Genomic DNA, 26211 nt, shown 5'->3' with positions numbered 1-26211 from the left:
GGTCGGTAAACCGACGCCGAAAAAACTGCGTGCAGGATAGGAGTGCAATGTGACATTTTAATTGCAGATTCATGACAAATCCGCGTAAAGAGGAAACACAGGCCGCCGAAGCGGCCTGCTAAAAACCTAGAAGTCGTACTTGTAGGTCAGGCTGAAACTGGCGCCTTTGGTTTGTGAACGCAACAGTGTGTTTTCAAATTCCAGTTGTTTCTTTTCATCAAGAATATTCTGGGCTTTGAAGGTCACCGTGGTATTGAAGTCAGGATAGAACTTGTACACCACATCCAGCGAGTGGAACGGCTGTTCATAGCTGTCATCAAACCCATCGATGCCCGGGATCAGGATGCGGTCACCAAACACGTTGTACACCACTGACGCGGAATGTTCGCCATTGTCAGAATCGTAGCCCATCTGAAGATTGACGACGTACTCTGAGTGGCCGGTCATTCGCCGCGTCGTATTAGTGATGGCGGCAGATACGCCGGTCTGCTCAACAATGTTCTGGCGGTCCAGAACAATCTCTGAGTCACTCAGCGTAATGTTGCCAGACAAGAACAGATTGTCCCAGATACCATCGCCAATCACCTCCAGTCCTTGCAGGAATTCAACCTCAACACCATAGACCTTGCCGGATTCAGCATTGGCAATACGGATCAGTGGCGGGCCATCCTGAGCGGGCGACTGAACCGATTCAATCGGTGCATCCATGTCTTTGTAGAACACGCCTACCGACAGGTTGTTACCCGCTTCGCGATACCATTCCCAGCGCAAGTCATAGTTGATGATATCGGTGGTCTGTACACCCGGTGTCCCGGCAATCGGGAAGTCAGTCAGCGGATCGATGTAGGTCGCCGATGACACCTCACGCAAATCGGGACGCACCACCGTCTGTCCAACACTGGCGCGAAGCTGCATGTTGTCAGACAGGAAGTAGGTCAACGCGGCAGCCGGGTAGAAGTCATCCTCCTGGAACGCCAGTTGCGCACGATCGTCCTCGTCGTTCAGGTCAAACTGATTGGAACGGGGATCCAGCGGTGCAACCACCTGACGAAAATCTTCCCAACGAACCCCGCCGGTAAAGCGCCATTTGTTGTCGAAGAAAAAGTCAGCCTCAACGTAGTAGGCATCGATTTTCTGACCGGCAACATAGTCATCCCCGGCGACGGTGGTATCACGCAAAATCGCGCGGTTGGTGAAGCTGCCGTTGGCCAACACATCGTCGCTGAGAATGTCACCGAACACACTGCCTTTTAGCAGGGTCCGATCATCAAACGCCAGGGTGTTGACGTCAAACCGGCGGTTCTCGGCTGAACGGGTTTTGGTCACAAAATCCGCGCCGAATTTGAATTCCATTTCCCACTTGCCCAGTGAATAAGGCATGTTGAGGTTATAGCCGTAATTTTCCAGTCGGTCGTGCAAGTCCTGGAACGTGTAGCGGCCTGCTGTCTGTGCATCCAACAAGGCGATTTCATTCAACGCATCGAACTGACCGTCTTCGTTGGCATCGGCGATCACGAAACGGGCTTCCATATTGCCCGGCGCGTAGCGCACTGAACGGCCTTCGGAGTAACGCCAATCGAAGCCCATGAAATTCAGTTCAGGGAAGGTATGCATACCCTTGAACTGGTTGGTGTACATGGTGCGCTCTTCGTATTCGACATCGATGTCGCGAATGCGTACCCCTTCACTCAGGCTCAGGTTCTCGGTGTTACCAAACTTTTCGCTGATTTGATCACGGGTATCATTGAGCACAATCAGGCTGTAATCGAGGCGATGATTGCGGTTGTAGTCAACCCCAAGGTTGAGTAAGCCCGACCATTTCACCGTGCGCTCGGTACTTTGAATGTCGTCAAAAAAGCGCACCAGGGTGATCTCATCACCAATCCGATCCGGGTCCTGCAACTCATATTCTTCTGAGGCACGGGTCTCGGCGTCGTAACCGGCAACCGCAAGGAAGCCAATACGCCAGCTATCATCCAGATCATAGCTGTTGCCATAGGTGAAATTCAGGCCGATGTCCGGATCCGCGCTGGCGGTCTCGGGTCCGTAATCGCGATTCACCTCAGACAACAGCGCCACCGCTTCGGCCGGATCCAGATTGTCGAGAAACTGTTTGTTTTCCCAGCGCGCCAGAATGGCATCGGGCGCCGCACGGGTTCCATCGTCCTGACCGCGCCAGTCATTGCCGCCGCCCTGATAATCGAGCACATCACCGCTATTTTCGGTGTTGTAGCCGACATTGGCAGACAGGTTAAACACCTGCTGGGTTGGAATGGTTTTCAGGCGGATGTCGACATTACCACCACCGAACGATGCCGGCATGGAAGGTGAATAAGACTTTTGCACTGACAGACTTTCGATGATGTCTGACGGAAACAAATCCAACGGGATAACATTTCGGGTGGGATCCGGGCTTGGCACGATCGAGCCGTTTAACTGGGTCGACGAGTAACGCTCCCCCAGACCACGCACATAGATAAACTTACCGTCGACCAGCGTCAGGCCGGTCACACGACGCAAAGCCGATGCCGCGTCACTGTCACCGGTGCGAGCGATTTGCTCTGCACCCATGATATCTGCCACGAACGCCTGGTTTTTACGCTCTTCCATCACGGCCGATGCGGTGCCCTTGAGCCGCGTACCGGTGGCAACAACTTCCTCAATCACATTTTCCTCATCCGATTGAGCAAGAGCAGGCAGGGACTGAACACACAGCCCGGTCAGTACGGCCATGCTGAGCGGCTTGAGGAAAAACCGGTTGGCAGGTCTGTTCATGATTAACCTCTTTGAAAGCGATTTCCTACACAGCGTCTTTTCGACGCCTTATATGCTTGAAAGCAAGTACGTCACACCAGGCGACGTACTTGCTTTATGCCGATAGATTCAGCAGTGACTTACTCCAGGCCTACGGTCCAGCCAGAGGTCCAGTCGTTGTCTGCGTCTTTTACGGCACCGATGAAGTCAACCGGGGTAAAGAAGCTGTCGAGGGCTGATACATCAGTCGCGGTGGTAGCATCGACGGTGTAGATACCGTTCAGCACATTGGCGGTTTCATCCAGCAGGCTGTTACCGGTTTGGCCCGCGAACCAGGCTTGTTGGTCAAACGCACCGCTGTTCTTGATGTTTTCGCCACAGGCCAGAACAGAGCTTTGGAACACCAGTTGTGGTGTATTGCTGCCGTCCATGTTCGCTTCCAGTGTGGTATCACCGTCGCTCAGGTCCGCTTCGAAGCACTCACCCATGCCGGCAGGACCGGTCACAATGATGTTGTACAACTGAGCGTTAGTCTGGTCACGCAGCAGGATACCTTCAGAGTCGGCGTCCGCAGTGTCGAAGGTGTTACCAATCACGGTCATGTTGGCAACCATTGGGTTGGAGAACTCAGTACCGTCACCACCATCACCGTCACCTTCAATGGCGCGGTTGGCATCGGAATTGTCATCGGCGTGCTTAACCAGTACAAACTGCAGTTTGCCCTGATAACCGTTATCCCAGTCCACCGAGTCGTCCTGCACACCGGTCATGGTCAGGTATTTGGCATTCACGGCACCGCCGAAGAATTCCACACCATCATCGGCGTTTTTGTGGATTTGCACGTACTCAACGGTGGTACCAGAACCAACACCACCGAAAGTGATGCCGTTCAATTCGTTGTCGGGTGCAATTTCGAAACCACCGTGCATCACGCGCACATAGCGAAGGGTGCCAGAATTGTCAGTATTGTCGTTACCACCAAATACTGCACCTTCCTGCGCACCTTCAACCTGCAGTGAACACTGTGAGTTATCCTGGGGGCACTTGGTAGAGTAACCGTTACCCAGAATGATCATGCCGCCCCACTGACCTGCAGTACCGGCTTCCAGACCACCCACAACATGGTCACGAGAGGTAAAGGTGATTGGGTTGGAGGCCGTACCATTGGCTTCAATCTTAGAGTCACGGCTAACCACCAGGTAGTCATTGCCCGATGCACCAAACACGGTAACACCCGGTTCTACCGTCAGTGTGGCGCTGTTGGCTTTGTCGCCACCGACGAATACCGGACCGGAAAGGGCATACAGGTTGCCAGCGGTCAGGGTCAGGTCTGCGGTCAAGGTGCCAGACAGTTCACAGGTAGTCGTGGAGCCATCAACAGATGCGATGGTGGTTGTGCCCGCAGGACAACCAGACTTGGACGCGACCAAGTCAATGGTGCCGCCACCGAAACCAAACGCCCAACCTTCACGCCAGTCAGTTTCACCGACCGCACCGACAAAGGTGTTGGCCTCAAAGAACGTGTCCATGGTTGATGCATCACCACCGGCGGTCAGCATCGGGCTCTGTGCGGTCAGGGTGCCATCCGGGTTAAGACCCACGTTGGCGCGGTCGGCAAACGCAATCAACTGGTTGCCTTCCTGGCCAGTAAACCAGGTTTCCAGGTTCACGTCGCTGGCACCGTATTTGAACGGTTCACTACACGCGATAGCGGAATAGGTCATGGTCAGATCACCGTCGCTCAGGTTCGCCTGTACGGTATCGTCGTTGTCCATTTCCAGACACTCACCCATTCCTTCCGGGCCAGCCAGCAGAATGTTCATCAGGTGACCACCGGTCTGGTCGCGCAACAGCAACCCTTCAGACGCCGCATCAGCAGAGGCGAAATTGTTACCAACGACTGTCAGGTTAGCCACCATGGGCTCAGAGAACGCCAGGCCATCACCGCCGTCGCCGTCACCTTCAATACCACGGTTGGCATCACTGTTGTCGCCAGCATGTTCGATATAGACATACTGTAGCTTACCTTTGTAGCCGTTGTCCCAGTCAACCGAGTCATCCTGATTGCCGGTCAACACCAAGTGCTTGGCGTTTACGTTACCACCAAAAAACTCAACACCGTCATCGGCATTGGCATGCACCTGAACATAGTCGACCACCGTGCCTGAACCGACACCACCGAAGGTAATACCGTTCAATTCATTGTCCGGGGCGATTTCAAAACCTGCGTACTTCACGACCAGATAGTTCAGTACACCGGAGCTATCCGTTTCGTCTGTACCGCCGAATACGGCACCTTCTTCGGCACCTTCAACTTGCAGTGAGCAATCTGAACCGTCTTGTGGGCACTTGGTGGATGGCGCATTACCCAGCAATACCAGGCCGCCCCACTGTCCGGCACCAACTTCATCACCAATCACATCATTGTAAGACGTCATGATCACCGGGTTGCTGGCAGTACCATTGACTTCCAGTTGTGAGTCACGGCTGACAACCATGTAATCGGCACCGGTACGACCAAATATCACCGTACCCGCTTCGACTTCAACCACGACGCTGTCGGCTTTATCTGCACCCACAAATACCGGACCTTCCAGGGCCCAGACGGTATCGTTGGTTAACACCACTTTGCCACTGCTGTCTGCATCGGCATCGGTCAATCGACCGGAGAGCACGCGCACGTCAATGGTGGTACCGAAGGCTTCTGATACCTGAGTGCTCAGGAACGAGCTACGCTCGCCTGGCAGTGTGTCAGTGCTGCCGCCATTATCGCCACCGTTGTCGCCGCCGTTATCAACGCTGTTGTCGACATTCGTCACGCTATTGTCAATGTCGCCTTCGCTGATATTGATATCGCCGCCACAACCGGCCAAAACCAGTGCTGTTGCAATGGCGCTCGCCTTAAAGACGTTCTTCAGTTCCATCGTGCTCTCCAAATCGGGTATTGTTATGGGATAGTGAAAACGCAGGCAGCGTACCCGACATGAGTGACACTTTTGTTACAGTAAAATAATCGTCACAAAAGTTTCATAACTGTCTCTGAGGCATAAAAAAACGGCACGTTTTCACGTGCCGTTTTAGATTGATTCGGTACTACGAGAGGGTCACTCAGGCAGCAAAAATACCCTTGATGGTAAAGAAGAACAGGATCGACAAACCCGCACCGGCCGGCAAGGTCACCACCCAGGACACGACAATGTTGCGTACCACACCCAGGTTAAGCGCGGCAATCCCGCGAGCCATGCCCACACCCAGTACAGCCCCCACCAGGGTCTGTGTGGTCGAGATTGGCAACCCCGTACCGGAGGCAATAACCACAGTACAGGCTGCCGCCAGTTCAGCGGCAAAACCGCGGCTCGGCGTCAGGTGTGTGATGCCCTTGCCGATGGTTTTGATCACGCGATGACCAAACAGCGCCAGACCGGCAACGATACCTAAACCACCCAGTGGCAGGATCCACCATACCAACGGTGCTTTCTTGGCAATTTCACCGCCACTTTCGACCACACTGACTACAGCGGCCAAGGGGCCGATGGCGTTAGCCACATCGTTGGAACCGTGCGCAAAGGCCATACAACAGGCGGTCACCACCATCAGAATGGCAAAGATCTTCTCAACATTGGCGTAATGGGTTTTCTTGTCGGCTTTGGGATCGTATTTGACCCGACTGATCGCTACACGGCCAAGCAACCCGACCAGTACCGCCAGACCAATCGCAATGTAGTAACCTTCGGCGGCAGGAATTTCCAGACCAACGTGTTTCAGACCTTTTTTGATCGTGACAAGCGCCATGACAAAACCGGCCAGTCCCATGTAAAACGGTACGAAGCGCTTCGCATTGTCAAAAGGTTTGTCGGTATCGAAAATGAGCTTCTGTGCACTTTGGAAGATCAGATAGGCAATAAAACCGGAAATGGCCGGGGTGATGATCCAGCTACCGACAATGCCGCCAACCTTGCCCCAGGCGACCGAGTCCATGCTGACGCCCACGGCAGCAAAGCCAACGATAGCACCCACAATCGAGTGAGTGGTCGACACTGGCCAGCCCAGGTAGGATGCCACTGCCAGCCAGATCCCCGCCGCTAACAGCGCGGATATCATGCCAAACACCAACAGGTCTGGTGCATCGACAAAGTAGGCTGCATCGATGATCCCTTTGCGGATGGTGGACGTCACTTCCCCGCCCGCCAGGTAAGCACCGGCAAACTCGAACACCATGGCGATCATGATGGCTTGTTTAATCGTCAGGGCTTTTGAGCCCACCGACGTTCCCATGGCATTTGCCACATCATTGGCACCAATACCCCACGCCATAACGAAGCCAACAATGGCCGCGGTGACGATCAGGATGGTCCCGTAATCTGCGAAAAAAATATCCATACTGCGTTCTCTTAGTTGGCGAGCATCAGTTCCAGACGGGAACCTACGCGTTCTGAGATATCGGCCAGCTCACCGACCCATTCGATGATGCTGTACAAGAAAATAACGTCGACAGGATTCAGGGTAGGCTCCAGATCCAACAAACGTTTGCGAATGTCGACTTGCATGCTATCCGTGTCGTCTTCGATTTTGTCCAGCTGTTCAATCATGTCTTCGACCAGACGAACTTCCCGTCCTTTAAACCCGGTTTCGAGCAAATCATCCAGTTCGTTGATGACTTTTTTGGCTTGCTTGGTCGCTTCCAGGCAACGTTTCAGGTAAGCCAGAAAGCTGTCCTGCAACTCACCGGGGATCACCAGCTGACGCCCCAACACGCGACCAGAAATGTCTTTGGCCTTGTTGGCGATTTTGTCCTGCTGGGTCAGCAAGTCGAGCAAATCCTGACGTTGAATGGGCATGAAAATGCCACCGGGTAGACTGACACGTAATTCACGTTTCAAATCGTCGGCACGTTTTTCCAGGTTTGAAATTTCAGCTTGATGCTCGCCTGCCTTGTTCCAGTCGCCGGCAAATACGGCGTCAAAAAACGGCATCAGAGCCTGGCTGCATTTATGAACAACATTGATGTGTTGCTCTAAAGGTTTGAGCGGGGATTTCGCGAAAACCCCTAAAAATGAGTTAGTTGGCATAATCTTCTAATCTCTGGTTAATGGCGTGCAATGGACAAAACACGCCAATGTGGCGCGCATCATACAACAAGATGTAACGATCCTGTACCGACAAAACGCAAATTGATCGCCCCTATCTTCGCCTGGGCTCGGACCGGTCTCTTCAAAAGGGTAGAACAACACCTGCAACTGTGCCTCACCGGCAGCGAGCCCCGGCACAGCGAGCAGATGCTTACTTGCTGAAATTCCTTACAAAAATCGCTGCACTGTTAAACCGCATTGCACTATCCTTAGTACAAACAACCTTGGAAGTCGCACCATGAAAACACTGATATTTACCCTGGTCGGAAAGGATAAACCCGGCCTGATAGATTCTGTAGCCCGCACCGTGTACCAGTTGGGAGGCAACTGGCTGGGCAGTAACTTCTCCCACATGGCCGGACATTTTGCAGGCTTTGTGCACATTGAACTGCCAGCAGAGCAGCATCAGACCCTGATCGACACCTTCGAAAAGCATCCGGATTTGGACATTCACCTGGTAGAAGGTGAACCGAGTCAAACCCACTTGCCCGCCACTGCTATCGTCGAAGTGACCGGCAATGACAAGCCAGGTATCGTGCAGGAACTGACCAACGTCCTGAACCGCTTCAACATCAATATCCGACGCTTCGACACCAGTTGTGAAAGTGCGCCGAACTGGGGCAGTCAACTGTTCAAAGCCACTGCGCGCATCGACATGCCGGATAATTTCGACACCGACGCACTGCGCGCTGCGCTCGAAGACATTGCCAACGACCTGATGGTGGACTTAATCGAATCGGACCAATAAACGCTAACCATGATCAAACAATGACGGTGTCATATAAATGTCACAACAACATGGCGTAATGGGGGCCCGCACCTCATTGTCAAAATTGGAAACTGGGCTATCAATGTTGCAGCAAGGGATCTATTACCCCAAAGAGCTGAGTTGGCTATCGTTTAATGAGCGGGTCTTACAAGAGGCCGCCGATAAGAAAAACCCCATCGTCGAACGGATCCGCTTTCTGGGTATTTTTTCCAGCAACATGGATGAGTTCTATCGGGTCCGGGTCGCAGAGGTCAAACGCCAGATATACCTGTGCATGGACAAGGGCGATGAAGACGGTGCCGAACTGACCATGGCACTGATGGAGCAAATCCAGCACAAAGTGGTCAGCATGACCGATGATTTCGACCGGATATACAAAGACGTTGTCGCCCGTCTGGCCCGCTACAACGTGTTTCTGATCACCAAAGACCAGCTCGACGACTATCAACGGGACTGGTTACGGGATTACTTCAAAAACAAAATCCTCCGTCATATCGCGCCGATCCTGCTGGACAGCAAAGTCGATTTATTGTCGCGCCTGAACGATTCCGCCACGTATTTGTACGTCGCTATCTACCGTAATGAGCGGATCAGCAAATTCGCCACCATCGAAATCCCGACCACAGCGATGTCCCGTTTTGTGGTGATACCACCGCAAAAAAGCCGCAAGAAAAAGCACATCATCCTGCTGGATGACATCATTCGTCAGTTCATTGAGGACATTTTCCGCGGCTTTGTGAAGTTTGATCACATTGAAGCCTATTCCTTCAAAATGACCCGCGATTCGGAATACTCAATCAATGACGAAATCGACGAAAGCTATGTGGAGAAGATGTCTGAGAGCATGAAACAGCGCCTTATCGCTGAACCGGTGCGGGTCATTCACGATGTTGAAATGCCAGAGGAAATGCTGAAAAACCTCAAGCGGCGGTTGAAAATCACCTCGCTGGATACCCTGATTGCCGGCGGTGCATACCGTAACTTCAAGGACTTTATCGGTTTTCCCAATGTTGGCCGTGACTACCTTGAAAACACGCCGCTTCCCGCGATCAATTCGTCACAGTTTGCCAGTTTTGATACCGTTTTTGATGCCATCGGCCACAGTGACATACTGCTTTATTATCCGTACCACCGCTTCTTACATTTCACCGAATTTGTGCGCCAGGCTGCCTTCGACCCGAGCGTCAAGCACATCCGCATGAACATCTACCGGGTCGCCGACAAGTCCCGCATCATCAACTCTTTGATTGATGCGGTCGACAACGGCAAAACCGTCACGGTAGTTGTCGAGCTGCGCGCCCGGTTTGACGAAGAAGCCAACATCGAATGGTCAAAGAAAATGACCGATGCCGGCATACGGGTGGTTTTGGGCTCCCCGTCGTTCAAAATTCACAGTAAACTGTGTGTCGTCAGTCGCGAGGAAAACGGCGAACTGATCAATTATGCCCATTTTGGTACCGGCAATTTCAACGAAAAAACCGCCAAAATCTATACTGACTTCAGTTTGTTTACCCGCAATCAGGAGTTGGCTCAGGAAGCCATTTCGGTGTTTGAATTGATCCAACTGCCCTACAGACGGCCAAAATTCCAGCACCTGCAGGTATCGCCCTTAAACGCACGTACCAAGATCCAGTTGCTGATGCGTCAGGAAATCCAGAATTATAATGAAGGCCTGCCGGCCATGATCACACTGAAAGTGAACAACCTGGTGGATAAAGAGCTGATCGACGATCTGTACCGTGTCAGTCAGGCCGGAGTGAAAGTTCGCGCCATTGTGCGTGGCATGTGTTCACTGGTGCCGGCTATCAAAGGGCTGAGTGAAAACATCAGCATTATCAGTATTGTAGACCGTTTCCTTGAGCATCCGCGGGTGATGATCTTTGAAAGCGCTGGGCAGAAAAAAGTGTTCATTTCCTCCGCGGACTGGATGACCCGCAACATGGACAACCGCATTGAAGTGGGATGTCCGGTGTTTGACGAGGTGTTGAAACAACGCATTATCGACATCATGGAATTGCAATTCAGAGACACCCTGAAAGCCCGCGTGATCGACAAAGACCAGATCAACCGATATGTAAAACGGGGCAATCGCAAAAAGCTGCGTTCTCAGGAAGAGATATATGCCTACCTGAAACGACTGGAGTAGAGGCCCTCGGCGGTAAATGGTATAACCGAACCACTGCCTGTGATAATGGAACCCTATGGCAACCTTCACCACTGCTTTTGACAACGTAGAAACCCGGGAAGTCAGCAATGTTGCCGCCCTGGATATCGGCTCCAACAGTTTTCACCTGGTGGTGGCGCGTATTGTGGCTGGCAGCGTGCAAATCCTGCATCGGGTCAAACAGCGGGTGAGTCTTGCCGACGGCCTGAACGAGCAGGGCATGCTATCCGAAGAAGCCATGCAGCGGGGCTGGCAAACCCTGAGAGTCATCGCCGAAAGTTTACAAGGCTTTGAACCCGATACGGTGCGCATTGTAGCCACTTATACCTTGCGCAAAGCCAAAAACGCCAAGGCGTTTATTCGTGGCGCCAAAGACATTCTTCCCTACCCGATTGAGATCATACCCGGCAGTGAAGAAGCCCGATTGATCTATTCCGGTGTGGCACACACCAATTATGATGAGGGTCAGCGACTGGTGATGGACATCGGCGGTGGCTCAACCGAATTCATCATCGGCAAGGGTTTCGACACCAAAGTGTTATCCAGTTTGCAGATGGGGTGTGTCAGCTACACACGTCGTTTTTTCGCTGACGGCCAATGCCAGCGTAAACACTTCAAGAAAGCCATTACTGCCGCCCAACAAGAGCTTGAAAGCATCGACAAGCGCTTCCCCAGAGTCGGCTGGCAGCACGTCATCGGCACCTCCGGAACGATAAAAATAGCCACCCAACTGGCATTGCATTTCGAGCCTTGGCTCGCGCCTGACACCCTGTCTCGCAGCGCGCTGGATGCACTGGTCAAAGCCGTACAAAAAGCCGGCCACTGTGACGCATTGCAGTTAGAGGGGTTAACCGAAGAACGGCGCCCGGTGCTGGCAGCCGGTCTGGCGATCCTGACCGCCGCTTTTGAAAGCCTCAACCTCGACATGTTGCAATACTCTCCGGCCGCTTTGCGCGAAGGGGTGTTGTACGAAATGGAAGATCGCTTGCAACATCATGATATCCGGGAGCGCACGGCCGAAAGTCTGGCGACCCGCTACGATGTGGATACTGCCCACGCCAAACGGGTATTGTCCAGTGCGCAGTTGCTACTGACGGCAGCCAATCAGGGCTGGGGGCTCAACCACCCCGATTGCATGCCGATGCTGGGGTGGGCTGCGCTGTTGCATGAAGTCGGTCTGCACATCAACTCGCGGGGGGTGCAGCGCCACTCCGCGTATATCCTGCAAAACCTCGAATTGCCCGGCTTCAACCAGGAGCAACAAACACTGCTTGCGCTGTTGGCCCGGTTTCACCGCAAGAAAGTCAGGCTTGAGGATATCCCGGATTTTTCCGAGTATGACAGCGCCATGGTGGTACGCCTTATAGCACTGTTACGACTGGCGGTACTGATGAACCAGAAACGCCAGGACGATTGGTTGCCGCCGATGGAAATTCGCGCGCATAAGCGCACCTTATACCTGACCTTCCCGACTGGCTGGCTTAAAAATAAGCCCATCTTGGCCGCCGATCTGAGCTATGAAAAACAGTACTGGTTAGCGATGGATTTGCGACTGGTGGTGAAGTAACCCTAGCGGCCGTGAAAATCGTCAATCAATTCTGACAACTGCTCCTCAAGGTGCTCCTCAAACTCAGACAGCGACTGTTCGAAAATACCCAGGTACTGGGCCGCCTGCTCGGCACTGAGTCGTTTACCATTGGTCTTGTATTCCGTTTCCGGCAGGGATTTGTCATACCGAGGGGTGATCACCCAACGCACGAACTCATTGTGTAGGGGTGCAACCGCATTTTTCGCATAGCGGCAGAATGCCTCGATATGATCTTTGCCGTCCGGTCCCAGACAACCGGGCTCTACCCGAAAAGTGACGGTGAGTTTTTTATACAGGGGCAGTCGTTGTGCGGTCATTGTCATCCGTTGTAAACCGGTTGTGTCTGACAGCATAGCCGAAGATCGTGGCGAGGGCAGCATCTAGGTGGATTTTGCCGTTACTCACAAAAAAGCCGGTGCCTGTCGGCACCGGCTTTCTTATTTTTTTAGGCGCTCCGTTATCAGGTCAGCGACGCCTGATAAATGCTTTCAATCGCAGCATCCAGCGAGGCGTTGAATTCGTCATCGCTTTGCTGGGCACTGACACCTTCGGTCAGCGCACGGGAGAAGCTGGCAATCATGCCATGGTTCTCAGCCAACTTGGCATTGGCATCATCACGGCTATAGCCGCCGGACAGCGCAACCACTTTCAACACATTGGGGTGGTCGACACAGGACTTGTAGAAATTTGCCTGCTCAGGCAAGGTCAGTTTCAGCATCACCAACTGATCCGGTTGCAGGGCGTCGAGCTGCGCCATCAACGCGTCACGCAATAGCGCCTCAGCCTGCGCTTTCTCCGGACTGTGAATGTCCACTTCAGGCTCAATGATGGGCACCAGACCAGCAGCCATGATTTGCTTGCCAACCGCGAACTGTTGCTCAACCACAGCGTTGATACCTTCGGCATTGGCGAGCTTGACCACCGAGCGCATTTTAGTGCCAAACACGTCCTGTGCGTTGGCTTTGGCCAGCAACTCATCCAGGCCTGGCATGTCTTTCATCAGCTGGACGCCATTGCTCTCATCGGCCAGGCCTTTGTCCACTTTCAAAAACGGCACTACCTGTTTGTCCTGCCACAGGAACTGGGCTGAAGACTTACCCTTGATCGTACGGTCGAGGGTGTTTTCAAACAGAATGGCACCTAACACGCGCTCGCCGTTAAACGCCGGGCTGGTAATGATCCGCGTGCGCATTTCGTGCACTTTGGCGAACATTTCCTCATCACCGTTGTATTCGCTTTCCATCACGCCGTAAAGACGCAATGCTTTGGGTGTACTACCACCACTTTGGTCCAGCGCGGCGATGAAACCATTTTGCTGTTTCACTTTGTCCAGCATGTCTCGTTGTGCTTGTGATGCCATGGGCAACATTCCTTACTGTCGGATCAAGCCTGTCGGCTTGTGTAGGTTACAAAGGGTTATTCATAGGGAGGCGTTTATCGCCCCTCTTGTTATTTATGTATTCTGCTTAAGCGCCACGCTTTTCCAGCATGGCCACCGCTGGCAGGGTCTTACCTTCCAGAAATTCCAGAAACGCACCACCGCCAGTGGAAATGTACGATACCTTGTCGGCAATCTGGTATTTGTCGACAGCCGCCAGTGTATCGCCACCGCCGGCAATCGAGAAGGCCTCACTGTCGGCAATCGCCTGTGCGATGGCCTTCGTGCCTTCACCAAACTGATCAAATTCAAACACGCCTACCGGACCATTCCAGACAATGGTACCGGCATTCTTGATGTAGGTGGCTAACTGCGCCGCCGTCTGAGGACCGATATCAAAGATCATGTCATCATCAGCCACCGCATCGACCCCCTTCAGGGTTGCTTCGGCATCCTCGGCAAACACCTTGCCGGTGACCACATCCACCGGTACGGGAATATCGCCGCCATTGGCTTTTGCCGCCGCCAACAGACGCAGGGCTTCATCCTGCAAGTCAGCTTCATACAGCGACTTGCCCACCGGGTGACCGGTAGCCGCGATAAAGGTATTGGCGATACCACCGCCGACGATCAGTTGATCAACTTTGGTCGACAACGAATCCAGCACCGTCAGTTTGGTCGATACTTTGGAGCCACCAACGATGGCCAGCAAAGGCCGTTTGGGGTTGTCCAGCGCTTTACCCAGCGCATCCAGTTCAGCGGCCAGCAACGGTCCCGCACAAGCCACAGGCGCATGCACCCCTGCGCCATGGGTGGAAGCCTGGGCACGATGAGCAGTACCAAACGCATCCATTACATACACATCACACAGTGCTGCATATTGCTTGGACAGGGTTTCATCGTCCTTCTTCTCACCCACATTGAAGCGGACATTTTCAAGCACTACCAGTTCGCCATCTGCGATGTCGATGCCGTTCAGATAGTCCGTAGCCAGACGTACCGGGCAGTCCAGTGCGTCATTGAGGTAGTCTACTACCGGCTGCAAGGAAAACTCGGCTTCCGCCTGCCCTTCCGTGGGACGTCCGAGGTGAGACATCACCATGACTTTGGCGCCGGCTTGCAAGGCACGTTGTAAGGTCGGCAGTGACGCTTTGATGCGCGCGTCTGAGGTTACCTTGCCGTCCTTCACCGGCACATTCAGGTCCTGGCGGATCAATACACGTTTCCCAGCCAGATCCAAATCGGTCATATTAATAATGGCCATACTGTCCTCGTAGTGTGGTTATCAAGACACGTTTTCCATGGCAAACATGGCCATAGCGGTGTCGATCATACGGTTTGCAAACCCCCATTCATTGTCACACCAAACCAGGGTTTTCACCAGTTGCTTGTGGGAAACCCGGGTTTGCGTGCCATCAACAATGCACGAATGGGGATCGTGGTTAAAATCTATCGATACCAGGGGTTCTTCGGTGTACCCCAATATGCCACTGAGACGACCCTCGCGGCTGTCCCGCAGGGCACCATTAACTTCGTCAATGGTGACTTCACTGGCCAGGGTCACACTGAGATCCATGGCGGTCACATTGATGGTCGGGACACGCACGGCGATGGCTTCAAATTTACCGGCAAATTTAGGCAAAATACGCTCTATTCCCCGAGCCAGGCGGGTATCCACCGGGATGATCGACTGGCTTGCAGCCCGGGTGCGACGTAAATCACTGTGGTAAGCATCAATCACCTGCTGATCATGCATCGACGAGTGAATGGTGGTAATGGTACCACTTTGTACGGTGAAGGCCCTATCGAGCGCCTCAATCACCGGTACGATACAGTTAGTGGTGCAGGAGCCGGCGGAGACCAGTTTATGTTCGGGTCGCAGAGCACAATCATTGATCCCGTAAATCACCGTGGCATCCACATCTTCATCGGCACTGCAAGGTTGCGAAAACAACACTTTGCGGGCGCCCTGATCCAGGTGTTGCTGACCAAAACGACGCTCGCCATAGACACCGGTGCACTCCAGCACCAAATCAACGCCTAACTCCCCCCAAGGTAGGTCCTCTATCTGTGCCTGCTGCAACAACGTAATCTGGTCGCCTGCAACCGACAATTGATCACCCTGCAAGCTAACGTCGAAGCCAAACCGGCCATGAGAGGTGTCATATTTCAGGAGGTGGGCGATGCCCTGTGGTTCGGCCAATTCGTTAATGGCCACCACCTTTATCCCCTGATTGCGTCCGGTTTCATACAACGCGCGCAGAACATTGCGTCCAATCCGCCCAAAACCGTTAATTGCAATGCGCAACATAGCTGTGTTGTTACCCCATCAAAGTAAAAAGGGCGCCCTCAGGCGCCCACTATCTGTCAGCTTGCCAGCAGTTCGTTGGCAGCCTGCAACACCGCGTCGGTGGTGATATTAAAGTGCTTGAACAAGTCGCCGGCCGGCGCTGACTCACCAAACGAGTCCATGCCGATAATTTTACCTGACAGGCCAACATACTTGTACCAAAAATCTTTGCTCATCGCCTCGACGGCCACGCGATGGGTCACCTGCGGCGGCAACACACTGTTCTGGTAGGCTGTATCCTGCTGCTCAAACACATCGGTACAAGGCATTGAGACAACACGCACCTTACGTCCTTGTGCCGTCAGCGCATCACAGGCTTCCACCGCCAGTTGCACTTCAGAACCGGTCGCAATCAACAACAACTCAGGTTGTCCATCACAGTCTTTGAGCACGTAACCGCCCTTGGCGATATCCGCCAGTTGCTGGGCGTTTCTATCCTGTTGTGGTAATCCCTGACGGGTGAAGATCAACGATGTTGGACCGTCGGTCCGTTCAATCGCGGCCTTCCATGCGACCGCAGATTCTACCTGATCACAGGGGCGCCAGTTATCCAGATTTGGCGTCGCGCGCAGTGCCACCAGTTGTTCAACCGGTTGGTGGGTCGGGCCATCTTCGCCCAATCCAATCGAGTCGTGGGTGTAAACGAAAATGCTCGGCACCTTCATCAAGGCAGCCATACGCACTGCGTTGCGGGCATACTCCATGAACATCAGGAACGTTGCACCGTAGGCTTTAAAACCGCCGTGCAGGCAGATACCGTTCATCATCGCTGACATGCCGAACTCGCGCACGCCATAAAATACATAGTTACCTGAGGCATCATCGGCGGTCAGGCCCTTACTGCCAGACCACAGTGTCAGGTTTGAACCGGCCAAATCCGCTGAACCGCCCATCAATTCCGGCAATAACGGACCGAATGCGTTGAGCGCATTCTGAGAGGCTTTACGGGTCGCCACATTCTCAGGCGTATCCTGCAACTGCTGGATATAGGCAGACGCCTTGCTGTCCCAATCGGCAGGCAGTTCACCGCCCATCCGGCGATTGAATTCCGCCGCCAGCTCAGGGTAGGCGGTCTGGTAGGCATCAAAGGTCTTAGCCCAATCCTGTTCACGTTGCTGACCGTCAGCTTTCGCATCCCAACCAGCGTAGATATCCTGCGGTATTTCAAACGCAGGGTGTGGCCAATTCAGGGCTTCACGGGCCAACGCAATTTCATCCTCACCCAGCGGCGCACCATGGCAATCCTCTTTACCTTGCTTATTTGGGGAACCAAAGCCAATGATGGTCTTGCAGCAAATCAATGTCGGTTTATCGGACTCTGCACGAGCCGCTTCGATAGCACTGCGGATCTGCTCGGGATCGTGGCCATCGACGGCCTCAATCACGTGCCAGCCGTAGGCACGGAAACGAGCGGGTGTGTCATCGGTAAACCAACCTTCGACTTCGCCGTCGATAGAAATACCATTGTCATCCCAAAATGCGATTAACTTGCCCAGCCCCAACGTACCGGCCAGTGAACAGCTCTCATGGGAAATCCCTTCCATCAGACACCCGTCACCGAGGAACGCATAGGTGTAATGATCAACAATGTTATGGCCAGGGCGGTTAAACTGTGCGGCCAGTGCTTTTTCAGCAATGGCCATACCGACGGCATTACTGATCCCCTGTCCCAGGGGGCCGGTTGTGGTCTCTACACCCGGTGCATAGCCGTATTCAGGGTGACCTGGTGTCTTAGAGTGCAATTGACGGAACTGCTTTAGTTCTTCCAGTGGCAAGTCATAGCCGGTCAGGTGTAACAACGAATAAATCAACATCGAGCCATGCCCGTTGGACAGTACAAAACGATCCCGATTTGGCCACGCCGGGTTGACCGGGTTATGTTGCAGGAAATCTCCCCATAACACCTGGGCAATATCGGCCATCCCCATCGGCGCGCCGGGGTGACCCGACTTGGCTTTTTGAACGGCATCCATACTCAACGCCCGAATAGCGTTGGCAAGTTCTCGACGTGAAGGCATAGTCTCTCCTGGGTAGACTGACGAGCTGTCAGCCACAAAATAAGTGTCGCTGTTACGTAAGGCCGGCCATTTTCACCCACCAAACAGGGAACTTCAACGGTTAATCTTTAATGAAATTGTTTTTACATATGCGTTTTTTCATCTCATAACCGTCAGTTTTTGCCCCTAACCTCAATTCCCCGACGGTTACCGCACAGGATGGAAAGCAAACGTAACGCCAGCCATTTGGACGTCTAGATGGAAAGACTGGCAAAAATGATCCCGATTGGGTAAACTACGTAGCCATTGAACCGATAACCTTGCCAGCAAGGTTTTTTTTACGGTCTATAACAGATAACAGGATACCTACATGGCGAAACATTTATTCACCTCCGAGTCCGTCTCTGAAGGCCATCCGGACAAAATTGCCGATCAGATTTCTGATGCAGTACTGGATGCCATTCTTGCCCAGGACCCCAAGGCACGCGTTGCCTGTGAAACCTTTGTCAAAACTGGCATGGTGCTGGTCGGTGGTGAAGTCACGACATCAGCGTGGGTTGATATCGAAGAGCTGACGCGCAGCACTGTGCGCAATATCGGATACACCCACTCAGACATGGGCTTTGATGCCGATTCCTGTGCGGTGCTGAATGCCATTGGTAAACAGTCTCCCGACATCAACCAAGGGGTTGATCGTTCTCGTCCCGAAGATCAGGGTGCCGGTGACCAGGGCCTGATGTTCGGCTACGCCAGCAACGAAACCGACGTGCTGATGCCCGCGCCAGTGACCTACTCCCACCGCTTGGTAAAGCGTCAGGCTGAGGTGCGCAAGAACGGCACACTGTCATGGTTACGTCCGGACGCCAAAAGCCAGGTGACCTTCGTTTACGAAGACAATCAACCTGTCGGTATCGACGCTGTGGTATTGTCCACTCAACATTGTGACTCCATCAGCACAGCGGATTTGCAGGAAGCGGTGATGGAAGAAATCATCAAACCTGTGCTACCGGCTCAGTGGCTGAACCAAAGCACCAAGTTTTTCATCAACCCCACCGGACGGTTTGTGATTGGTGGCCCAATGGGCGACTGTGGTTTGACCGGACGTAAGATCATCGTTGACACCTACGGCGGCATGGCCCGTCATGGTGGTGGGGCATTCTCCGGAAAAGATCCGTCCAAAGTTGACCGCAGTGCCGCCTACGCGGGCCGCTTTGTGGCCAAAAATATTGTTGCAGCGGGACTGGCGGATCGGTGCGAAATCCAGGTGTCCTATGCCATTGGTGTTGCCGAGCCTACGTCAATCAACATCGAAACCTTCGGTACCGGTAAAGTCTCCGATGAGGCGTTGACCCAGGCAGTACGTCGTGTGTTCGACCTGCGCCCGTACGGGTTGATCCAGATGCTCGATCTGGAGCGGCCCATCTATCAGGCTACCGCCGCCTATGGCCATTTCGGCCGCAGCGAATTCCCCTGGGAAGCCACCGACAAAGTCGACGCATTGCGCGACGCACTGTAACACCGAGCGGCGATGGCGCAGGCCATCGCCGGCGTTTTCCGTAACACTGGCTTTTTACCTCAACTTCTTCAACAATACCCTTCACACAGTTGAATCGAGTATTGCATGAAATCCTTACGTTTTAGTGCGTTAGCCCTGACCTGTTGTCTGTTTATTCAAGGCTGCGCCACCTCCCCAACCGGACGCTCGCAACTCAAGTTGTTCTCCAAGGATCAGTTGGCCAATATGGGCAGTCAGGCCTTTGACAGCATGAAATCCGAGCAACCCATCGCCAAACAAACCGTGCAGAACAGCTACGTGGAATGTGTCGCCCGCGCCATCACCGCCCAGGTCAACCCATCCGTTTTCAGTGGGGAATGGGAAGTCGTGGTGTTTGAAGATGACCAGGTCAATGCGTTTGCGTTGCCGGGCGGTAAGATTGGTGTCTACACCGGATTGCTGAACGTCGCGAAAAATGAACACCAGCTGGCCGCCGTACTTGGGCATGAAGTCGGTCACGTTATTGCTGAACACGGCAATGAACGGATGTCGAATTCAGCCTTGATCGGTATCGGTCTGGAAGCCACCAATGCGCTTTTACAAAGTAATGAAGTCAGCCATAGCAGCAGCATCATGGCGGCCATCGGTTTAGGGGTTCAGGTCGGCGTTCAACTGCCTTTCAGTCGCACCCACGAGTCGGAAGCGGATCTGATCGGTTTGACCCTGATGGCGCAAGCCGGTTTTGATCCGCGTGAATCCGTCGCGTTGTGGCACAACATGGCGGCAGCCAATCAGCGCTCGCAACCAGAGTTTCTATCGACACACCCAGCCCCTGACACGCGCATTACACAACTGCAGAAAAACATGCCCGCAGCACTCAACATGCAGCAGAAAAGCCCCCATCGTCCTGTCTGCAAAGCAAAATAATGCCGCAAAAAAAATGCCGCTTTACGCGGCATTTTTGTGTTCGTTTTCGCCTTAATCGGCTGTTTTGTGCACATGCACATCCATTTGCGGAAACGGGATGCCAATGCCTTCCTGATCAAAGCGCAGCTTCACTTTCTCGGTGAAATCAAATTTAACCGCCCAGAAATCTGGCGTATTCACCCAAGGGCGAACCACAAAGTTCACACTGCTGTCGGCCAGTTCTGCGACCGCAATGGTCGGTGCAGGATCTTTCAGAATACGCTCATCTGCAGCACACAATTCTTCCAGGATGGATTTAGCTTTAAGCAGATCACTGTCATACGCAATACCGACGATCATATCCACACGACGAGTGGGTTTGGCCGAAAAATTGACGATGTTGTCACCGTAAATTTTGCCGTTCGGTACGATAATTTCCTTGTTATCCGGGGTGGTGAAGATACTGTTGAAAATACTGATAGACTTCACCGTTCCTGCGGTGCCGCCAGCTTCAACAAAATCGCCCTGCTTGAAAGGTCTGAACACCAACAACATCACACCTGAAGCAAAGTTTTTCAGTGAATCCTGCAGCGACAAACCGATGGCCAGACCTGCAGCACCAAGAATGGCAACCAGCGACGTGGTGTCCACGTTCAACTGATCAAGCGCTGCCACGATGACAAACAGCATCAACACGGCGCTGACGATAGACTTCAGGAAATCGACCAGCATGTCGTCGTATTTCGACTTCGACAGGATCTTGCCGAACACATTGACCAGCACTTTGACCACCATCTTACCGATGATAAATACCAGCAAAGCCATAACGATGTTGATCCCCCAAGGGATCACGTAGGTGTCAATCAATTGAGAGACGTCGATATCCTCAAACATGGTGTGTACTCCATTTTATTGTTAAGTGTGCAAACGTGATTCACATCTCCCCAATCACGCATGTGTGTTGTGCGGGAACCCAGGCGCCCCAACAAACAGCATTTGTTTCCTCGCTGCTTTCAGCATAATCCAATGATTTGATGATGAGAACAAAAAAGATAAAACCCAGTGGGAGAACCCCTGCAGCAACAACACTGAGTGGGTGAGTAAAGTCATAATTGTGTCACCAATCCTCGGTAATATCCTGAGCATTGAAAAAGCCACAACTGTATCCGTCCGAAATACAACGACTTGGAACCCAGAACTGTGTTTTTTGACAAATCACAGTAAACTTTACTCACTCAGAGTGATAGAATACGCCTCCCGATTCAAAGGGTCAGCGTAATATTTTTAAAGGAATTGAAAATGTTCATACTCTCTTTGTTGTTTTTGACATTGCTTGTGTTGTTAATTTTTTCGCTTACAAAGGACACCGGTAAGCACACCATTCATGCCCGCAGCTCAATGGCACGAACCGGACACCCGGCCCAGCGCCAAATCTCAGAGTCCGCCAATGTTAGTACTGCCAAAATCGCTAAGGCCAGTTGATCAAGCATTTGTCATCTGATACCAAATCCTGCTCCGCCGCTGGCATTTAATCAACGTAACCAGTGGTGGAGTCGGGGTTTCAGTACGGTTCTCCTGTCTTCACACTCCTGCTATCATTGCGCCACGTTTGTTCAGTCTGATTTTCCATGCGCATACCACGAATTTATCACCCCGACCTGATCATCGCCGAACAACGGCTATCACTGACACCTGATGCGGCCCATCATGTGGCAACCGTGTTACGCCTCAAACCGGGCCACCCGGTTGTTTTGTTTAACGGCGACGGCAATGAATACAGTGGTCAGCTAAGTGAGGTCAGTAAACGGGCTGTAGACGTCGAAGTCGACGCCAAGCTTAGCTTGAGCGTGGAGTCGTCATTATCGATTCATCTGGGCCAGGGCGTTTCCAAAGGCGACCGTATGGAATGGGTGATACAAAAAGCCGTCGAACTGGGCGTTACCGAGATTACACCGCTGATCACCGCCCGTTGTGCAGTAAAGCTCTCCCAGGAACGGTGGCAAAAGAAAACCCAGCAATGGCAGAAAATCATCATAGGCGCCTGTGAACAAAGCGGCCGCAATTGTTTGCCGGTGCTGCACTCCCCCGTTTCATTGAATCAGTGGATGGGTGAGTCCACCCAACAATTGCGCCTGACCCTGCATCCCAGGGCCGACAAACGCATGACGGATTTGGCCATACCGCCGCAAGGTGTTCGCTTGCTGATTGGCCCTGAAGGCGGCTTTGATGACAATGAAGTGTACGCCACTGAAGAGAGCGGATTTCAGTCCGTTCGCCTCGGTCCCCGGGTGATGCGAACCGAGACTGCTGCAATTGCCACCATCAGTGCGTTGCAAGCGGTCTATGGCGATTTATAACGGTAAAATTATTATCGTTTCCCTGACTCCCGGGTTCTGCTAAATTGGCCAAATAATCACCACCTCCAATGCCATTAAGCGAGCACAATGACAAGACTTCGGGTCGTAAAAGGTCCCCCTAAAACCGGCGCTCTCACGCCGGCAGCGACCATCGAGTCGGGGCGTGCCAAAGCCCTGGATTTGTTGGTCAAGGGCTATCCGTTGCAGGACATCCTGCTGGCCTTGGTATCCAGTGTTGAATCCGCCATTGAGCACGCGGTCTGCTCAGTCATGTTATTGGACCAGGCGCGCAAAACCCTGTCCCCGCTGATCGCCCCGGGCTTACCCGACGCGTATCTTGCAGCCATTCATGATCTCAGTATCGGCAAAGGAGTGGGCAGTTGTGGTGAAGCGGCATACACCGGCAAGGTCGTGGTGTGCGACGACATGTCCACACATCCCAACTGTCAGGAACTTCAGGAGTTGGTCGCTTTGTCTGGCATGCAAGCGTGCTGGTCCCAACCCATCGTATCCCCGGAAGGTGAGATCTACGGCACCTTTGCAGTGTACTTCCCACAACCGACGACGCCCACCACGGAGCACCTGAACACCCTCGAATATGAGGCCAGCCTGGCGGCCTTGATCATTGAGCGGTTCCGCACCCAGGAACAGCTGAAGCGCAGCAATGACGAACTGGAAGCACGGGTTGAAGAGCGTACCAAGGCCCTGACACAAGCCAATGTGTTATTGAAAAAAGCCTTGGAACAGCGCAATGAAGTGCAGAATCAACTGCTGGAACTGGAAAACATGGCGTCACTGGGCACCATGATGTCCAGCCTGACCCATGAAATCAACACACCGGTCGGTGTGGCGATCACCGCCATCAGTCACTTGCGTACACTGCAGCAGCGCTGTTATGAAAAGTTCTCTCAAGGGCAACTGAAAAAATCGGATTTGGTGCGTTATTACCAGGAGTGCGAAGAAAGTTGCGACATCATCGAGCGTAACCTGCAGCGCTCGACACAGCTGATCAAAACGTTCAAACAGTTGTCCCTGGACCAACACAGCGAAGACATTCGAAGTATCAATTTATGTGGCTACATTGATGAAATTCTGTTGTCGCTTAAACCACGGCTAAAACGCACCCGGCTGCAATTCTGCATCGATGTCGATCCTGACTTGACCATGCTGAGTCATCCGGGGGCCATCAGTCAGGTCCTGATCAACCTGATCATGAACTCAGCCCAGCATGGGTTTGAAAAAAATGCCCCAGGAAGGATCACACTGCAGGCAAATCTGTCGACGCAGGCTGACAACGAACACCTGATTGTGCAGTATCGCGACAACGGGAAGGGAATGAGCCGTCACGCCATTGATAACCTGTACAAACCTTTTTTCACCCAAGCCCGTGATAAAGGTGGCAGTGGAATGGGCATGCACATCTGCTACAACCTGGTGACCAAGGTACTGGAAGGGGAAATTGACTGTACATCAACACCGGGCAAAGGTGTCCACTTTACCCTGCGCATACCGGTAAAATCAGCCCAGTAAGCCCCACTCTATGGCTTTCAGGACCGCTTGGGTGCGATCCCGAGAACCTAGCTTGGCCAGGATTGTCGAGACCTGATTTTTCACTGTACCTTCCGATTTGAAGGTCGCCTGAGCGATTTCGCGGTTACTGTAACCTGACGCCATTAATCGCAGCACCCCTTTTTCTTTTTCAGACAAGGGTTCGATGGCCGGAGCAGCGCTAGTCACCTCAGGATTACGCAGTCCCTGCAACACCCTTTCGGTAATGGCCGGTTGAATCAACGTACTCCCTTCGGCCACCTGCTTGATGCTGTCGACCAGGGTTTCCAGCGACACATCCTTGAGCAAATAGCCTTTGGCGCCGGCTTGAATAGCATCCAGCACCAACTGATGATCGTCGAAGGTGGTCAACATGATCACCGGGGGAGCGCCTGCTTGTTGCTGCAAAGCTTTAACCGTTTCGATGCCATCCATTACCGGCATGCGAATATCCATCAGGATCACATCGACATCCGCAGCGGCCAGTTGTTCAAGCGCCTGTTGACCGTCGCCGGCCTGGGCAACCACATCGATGGATTCAGCCAGTGACAATAAACTGCATATGCCTCCGCGTACCAACGCCTGATCATCCACCAGCATGACCCGAATCATCCGTGCTCTCCACTAAAAAAGCCTTCAACCCTGAATCCCCGATCGTTTTGCAGCCAACGAATATCGCCGCCCAACGCCCGGAACCGCTCTTTCATTCCCGTCAGACCATTGCCCATTACAACAGATTTTGTGGTCCCTCCGTCATCCTGCAACGCCAACCGGGTTTGTTTGCCGTCCTGGTTCATGGTGATCCATAGATGGCGGGCCGAACTGTGCCTGAGGCAATTGGTGATCCCTTCCTGTACACAACGCAGCACCGCCTCTGCTTCAGACACATCGGCGATACGAACATCCGGGCTGTAGTCCAGCTCAATCGTCAACTGTGGCGTGTTATCTATCAACGCCCTGAGACTGTCCTGTATATCGAATGAGGCGTTTTCACGCATATCACTGACCGCTTCGCGTACATCACTGAGCAACAGCTTGGCCAGACTGTGACATTGTTCCAGGTTGGCGCGCTGCTGTTCATCGCTGGTCCTGACCGCAACTTGCAGGTGAATGGTCAGCGCCGTCAGATGGTGGCCCAGCACATCATGAATATTACGTGCAATACGGGTACGTTCTGCTTCCTTACTGGCATGGGCCAACAAATGCTGGGTGGCCAACAGTTCCTGGTTAAGGCGCTGGGCTTCTTCCTGCGCGTTTTTTGCCATACGGGTAGCGTTCACCATTACCAGTGCAAAGACATTGAAGGCCCAGAACAACAGGGCAGACAGCCAGGCATACGACTCCTGCCAGTGAAAGGAAAAAATAATCCACAACGGCATCGACCACAGCGGAGACAATAGCAAGCAGGTTCGCATGGAAAACCGGTAGGGCATTAGCGCAGACCACAGGGTGGTAAAAATTGCCACATAGGTGAACGGCACCAACCAGTAAATCAGCAGGATGATGCCCAGTTGCAACACCAGCACTGCGTCCCATAGTCGCTCAGATTTTCGGTGCACCCAGTCCGTTACTGACAGCTGCCAGAGCCCCATAAAGGCCGCCATCGACAACCCAGCTGCCGCAGTCTGTGCGTCGCTGATGTGATCCTGGGTGGACATAAAGTACAAGGACGTGCCCGCGACCAGAAAGGCAGTAATCCAGGCGCTGAGGGTTTCCAGGTTGATTGAGGCAAGCTTCACGGCGGACAGGTCATCCATTGCATCTGATCTGTTTCGC

General features: G+C 53.1%; 19 protein-coding genes. 7 read left to right on the top strand and 12 right to left on the bottom strand.

Annotated elements, in window-relative coordinates:
- Positions 1-126: 126 nt before the first annotated feature.
- The 4 genes from LJ739_RS17490 to LJ739_RS17475 form a co-directional block, all read right to left on the bottom strand.
- Positions 127-2775, bottom strand: a complete 2649-nt coding sequence (locus LJ739_RS17490) for a TonB-dependent receptor domain-containing protein (protein ID WP_229162586.1) — start codon at positions 2773-2775, stop codon at positions 127-129.
- 119 nt (positions 2776-2894) lie between these two features.
- Positions 2895-5678 carry a hypothetical protein gene (locus LJ739_RS17485; protein ID WP_229162585.1) on the bottom strand — a complete coding sequence of 928 codons (2784 nt, stop codon included), beginning with the start codon at positions 5676-5678 and terminating at the stop codon, positions 2895-2897.
- A gap of 184 nt (positions 5679-5862) precedes the next feature.
- Positions 5863-7134, bottom strand: a complete 1272-nt coding sequence (locus LJ739_RS17480) for an inorganic phosphate transporter (protein ID WP_229162582.1) — start codon at positions 7132-7134, stop codon at positions 5863-5865.
- A gap of 11 nt (positions 7135-7145) precedes the next feature.
- Positions 7146-7823: a TIGR00153 family protein gene (locus LJ739_RS17475; protein WP_229162580.1), complete on the bottom strand. Its 678-nt coding sequence runs from the start codon at positions 7821-7823 to the stop codon at positions 7146-7148.
- Between the two features lie 298 nt (positions 7824-8121).
- On the opposite strand from LJ739_RS17475, the gene LJ739_RS17470 reads away from it, so the two are divergent.
- The 3 genes from LJ739_RS17470 (at position 8122) to ppx (ending at position 12383) form a co-directional block, all read left to right on the top strand.
- Positions 8122-8631 (top strand): glycine cleavage system protein R, encoded by a 510-nt coding sequence (locus LJ739_RS17470; RefSeq protein ID WP_229162578.1) that lies wholly within the window; start codon positions 8122-8124, stop codon positions 8629-8631.
- A 103-nt stretch (positions 8632-8734) separates the two neighbouring features.
- On the top strand, positions 8735-10798 hold the full coding sequence (gene ppk1, locus LJ739_RS17465; RefSeq protein WP_229162849.1) for a polyphosphate kinase 1: 2064 nt from the start codon (positions 8735-8737) through the stop codon (positions 10796-10798).
- Between the two features lie 55 nt (positions 10799-10853).
- Positions 10854-12383, top strand: a complete 1530-nt coding sequence (ppx, locus tag LJ739_RS17460; protein ID WP_229162576.1) for an exopolyphosphatase — start codon at positions 10854-10856, stop codon at positions 12381-12383.
- A 2-nt stretch (positions 12384-12385) separates the two neighbouring features.
- Here ppx and LJ739_RS17455 read toward each other — a convergent pair whose 3' ends face one another.
- The 5 genes from LJ739_RS17455 to tkt form a co-directional block, all read right to left on the bottom strand.
- Positions 12386-12721 (bottom strand): hypothetical protein, encoded by a 336-nt coding sequence (locus tag LJ739_RS17455; protein ID WP_229162574.1) that lies wholly within the window; start codon positions 12719-12721, stop codon positions 12386-12388.
- 143 nt (positions 12722-12864) lie between these two features.
- Positions 12865-13764 carry a fructose bisphosphate aldolase gene (locus tag LJ739_RS17450; RefSeq protein ID WP_229162570.1) on the bottom strand — a complete coding sequence of 300 codons (900 nt, stop codon included), beginning with the start codon at positions 13762-13764 and terminating at the stop codon, positions 12865-12867.
- Between the two features lie 106 nt (positions 13765-13870).
- Positions 13871-15046 (bottom strand): phosphoglycerate kinase, encoded by a 1176-nt coding sequence (locus tag LJ739_RS17445; RefSeq protein WP_229162569.1) that lies wholly within the window; start codon positions 15044-15046, stop codon positions 13871-13873.
- 21 nt (positions 15047-15067) lie between these two features.
- A complete protein-coding gene (epd, locus tag LJ739_RS17440) occupies positions 15068-16093 on the bottom strand; it encodes an erythrose-4-phosphate dehydrogenase (protein ID WP_229162567.1) in 1026 nt (341 codons plus the stop codon).
- A 56-nt stretch (positions 16094-16149) separates the two neighbouring features.
- Positions 16150-18150: a transketolase gene (tkt, locus tag LJ739_RS17435; RefSeq protein WP_229162566.1), complete on the bottom strand. Its 2001-nt coding sequence runs from the start codon at positions 18148-18150 to the stop codon at positions 16150-16152.
- Positions 18151-18499: 349 nt separating this feature from the next.
- On the opposite strand from tkt, the gene metK reads away from it, so the two are divergent.
- Together metK and LJ739_RS17425 are read left to right on the top strand one after the other, a co-directional pair.
- Positions 18500-19645, top strand: a complete 1146-nt coding sequence (gene metK / locus LJ739_RS17430) for a methionine adenosyltransferase (protein WP_229162565.1) — start codon at positions 18500-18502, stop codon at positions 19643-19645.
- A gap of 105 nt (positions 19646-19750) precedes the next feature.
- Complete coding sequence (locus LJ739_RS17425; protein WP_229162563.1) at positions 19751-20551, top strand: M48 family metallopeptidase; 801 nt, start codon at positions 19751-19753, stop codon at positions 20549-20551.
- Positions 20552-20602: 51 nt separating this feature from the next.
- Here LJ739_RS17425 and LJ739_RS17420 read toward each other — a convergent pair whose 3' ends face one another.
- Complete coding sequence (locus LJ739_RS17420) at positions 20603-21424, bottom strand: mechanosensitive ion channel family protein (RefSeq protein WP_229162556.1); 822 nt, start codon at positions 21422-21424, stop codon at positions 20603-20605.
- A 734-nt stretch (positions 21425-22158) separates the two neighbouring features.
- Between LJ739_RS17420 and LJ739_RS17415 the strand changes: the two genes are divergently transcribed.
- Positions 22159-22887 (top strand): 16S rRNA (uracil(1498)-N(3))-methyltransferase, encoded by a 729-nt coding sequence (locus LJ739_RS17415; protein ID WP_229162552.1) that lies wholly within the window; start codon positions 22159-22161, stop codon positions 22885-22887.
- Positions 22888-22974: 87 nt separating this feature from the next.
- Entirely contained in the window at positions 22975-24417 is a 1443-nt protein-coding gene (locus LJ739_RS17410; protein ID WP_229162550.1) for a GAF domain-containing sensor histidine kinase, read from the top strand.
- Here the strand turns inward: LJ739_RS17410 and LJ739_RS17405 are convergent.
- Entirely contained in the window at positions 24406-25047 is a 642-nt protein-coding gene (locus LJ739_RS17405) for a response regulator (protein ID WP_229162548.1), read from the bottom strand. The genes LJ739_RS17410 and LJ739_RS17405 overlap by 12 nt on opposite strands.
- Entirely contained in the window at positions 25044-26192 is a 1149-nt protein-coding gene (locus LJ739_RS17400; protein ID WP_229162547.1) for a sensor histidine kinase, read from the bottom strand. The genes LJ739_RS17405 and LJ739_RS17400 overlap by 4 nt, the downstream gene beginning before the upstream one ends.
- Between the last annotated feature and the right edge of the window lie 19 nt (positions 26193-26211).

Source organism: Fluctibacter halophilus (assembly GCF_020687825.1).
In the GTDB taxonomy this organism is placed as follows: Bacteria; Pseudomonadota; Gammaproteobacteria; order Enterobacterales; family Alteromonadaceae; genus Fluctibacter; species Fluctibacter halophilus.
Note: the sequence above shows the minus strand (reverse complement) of the source record. Positions and strands in the feature narration are given on the sequence as shown.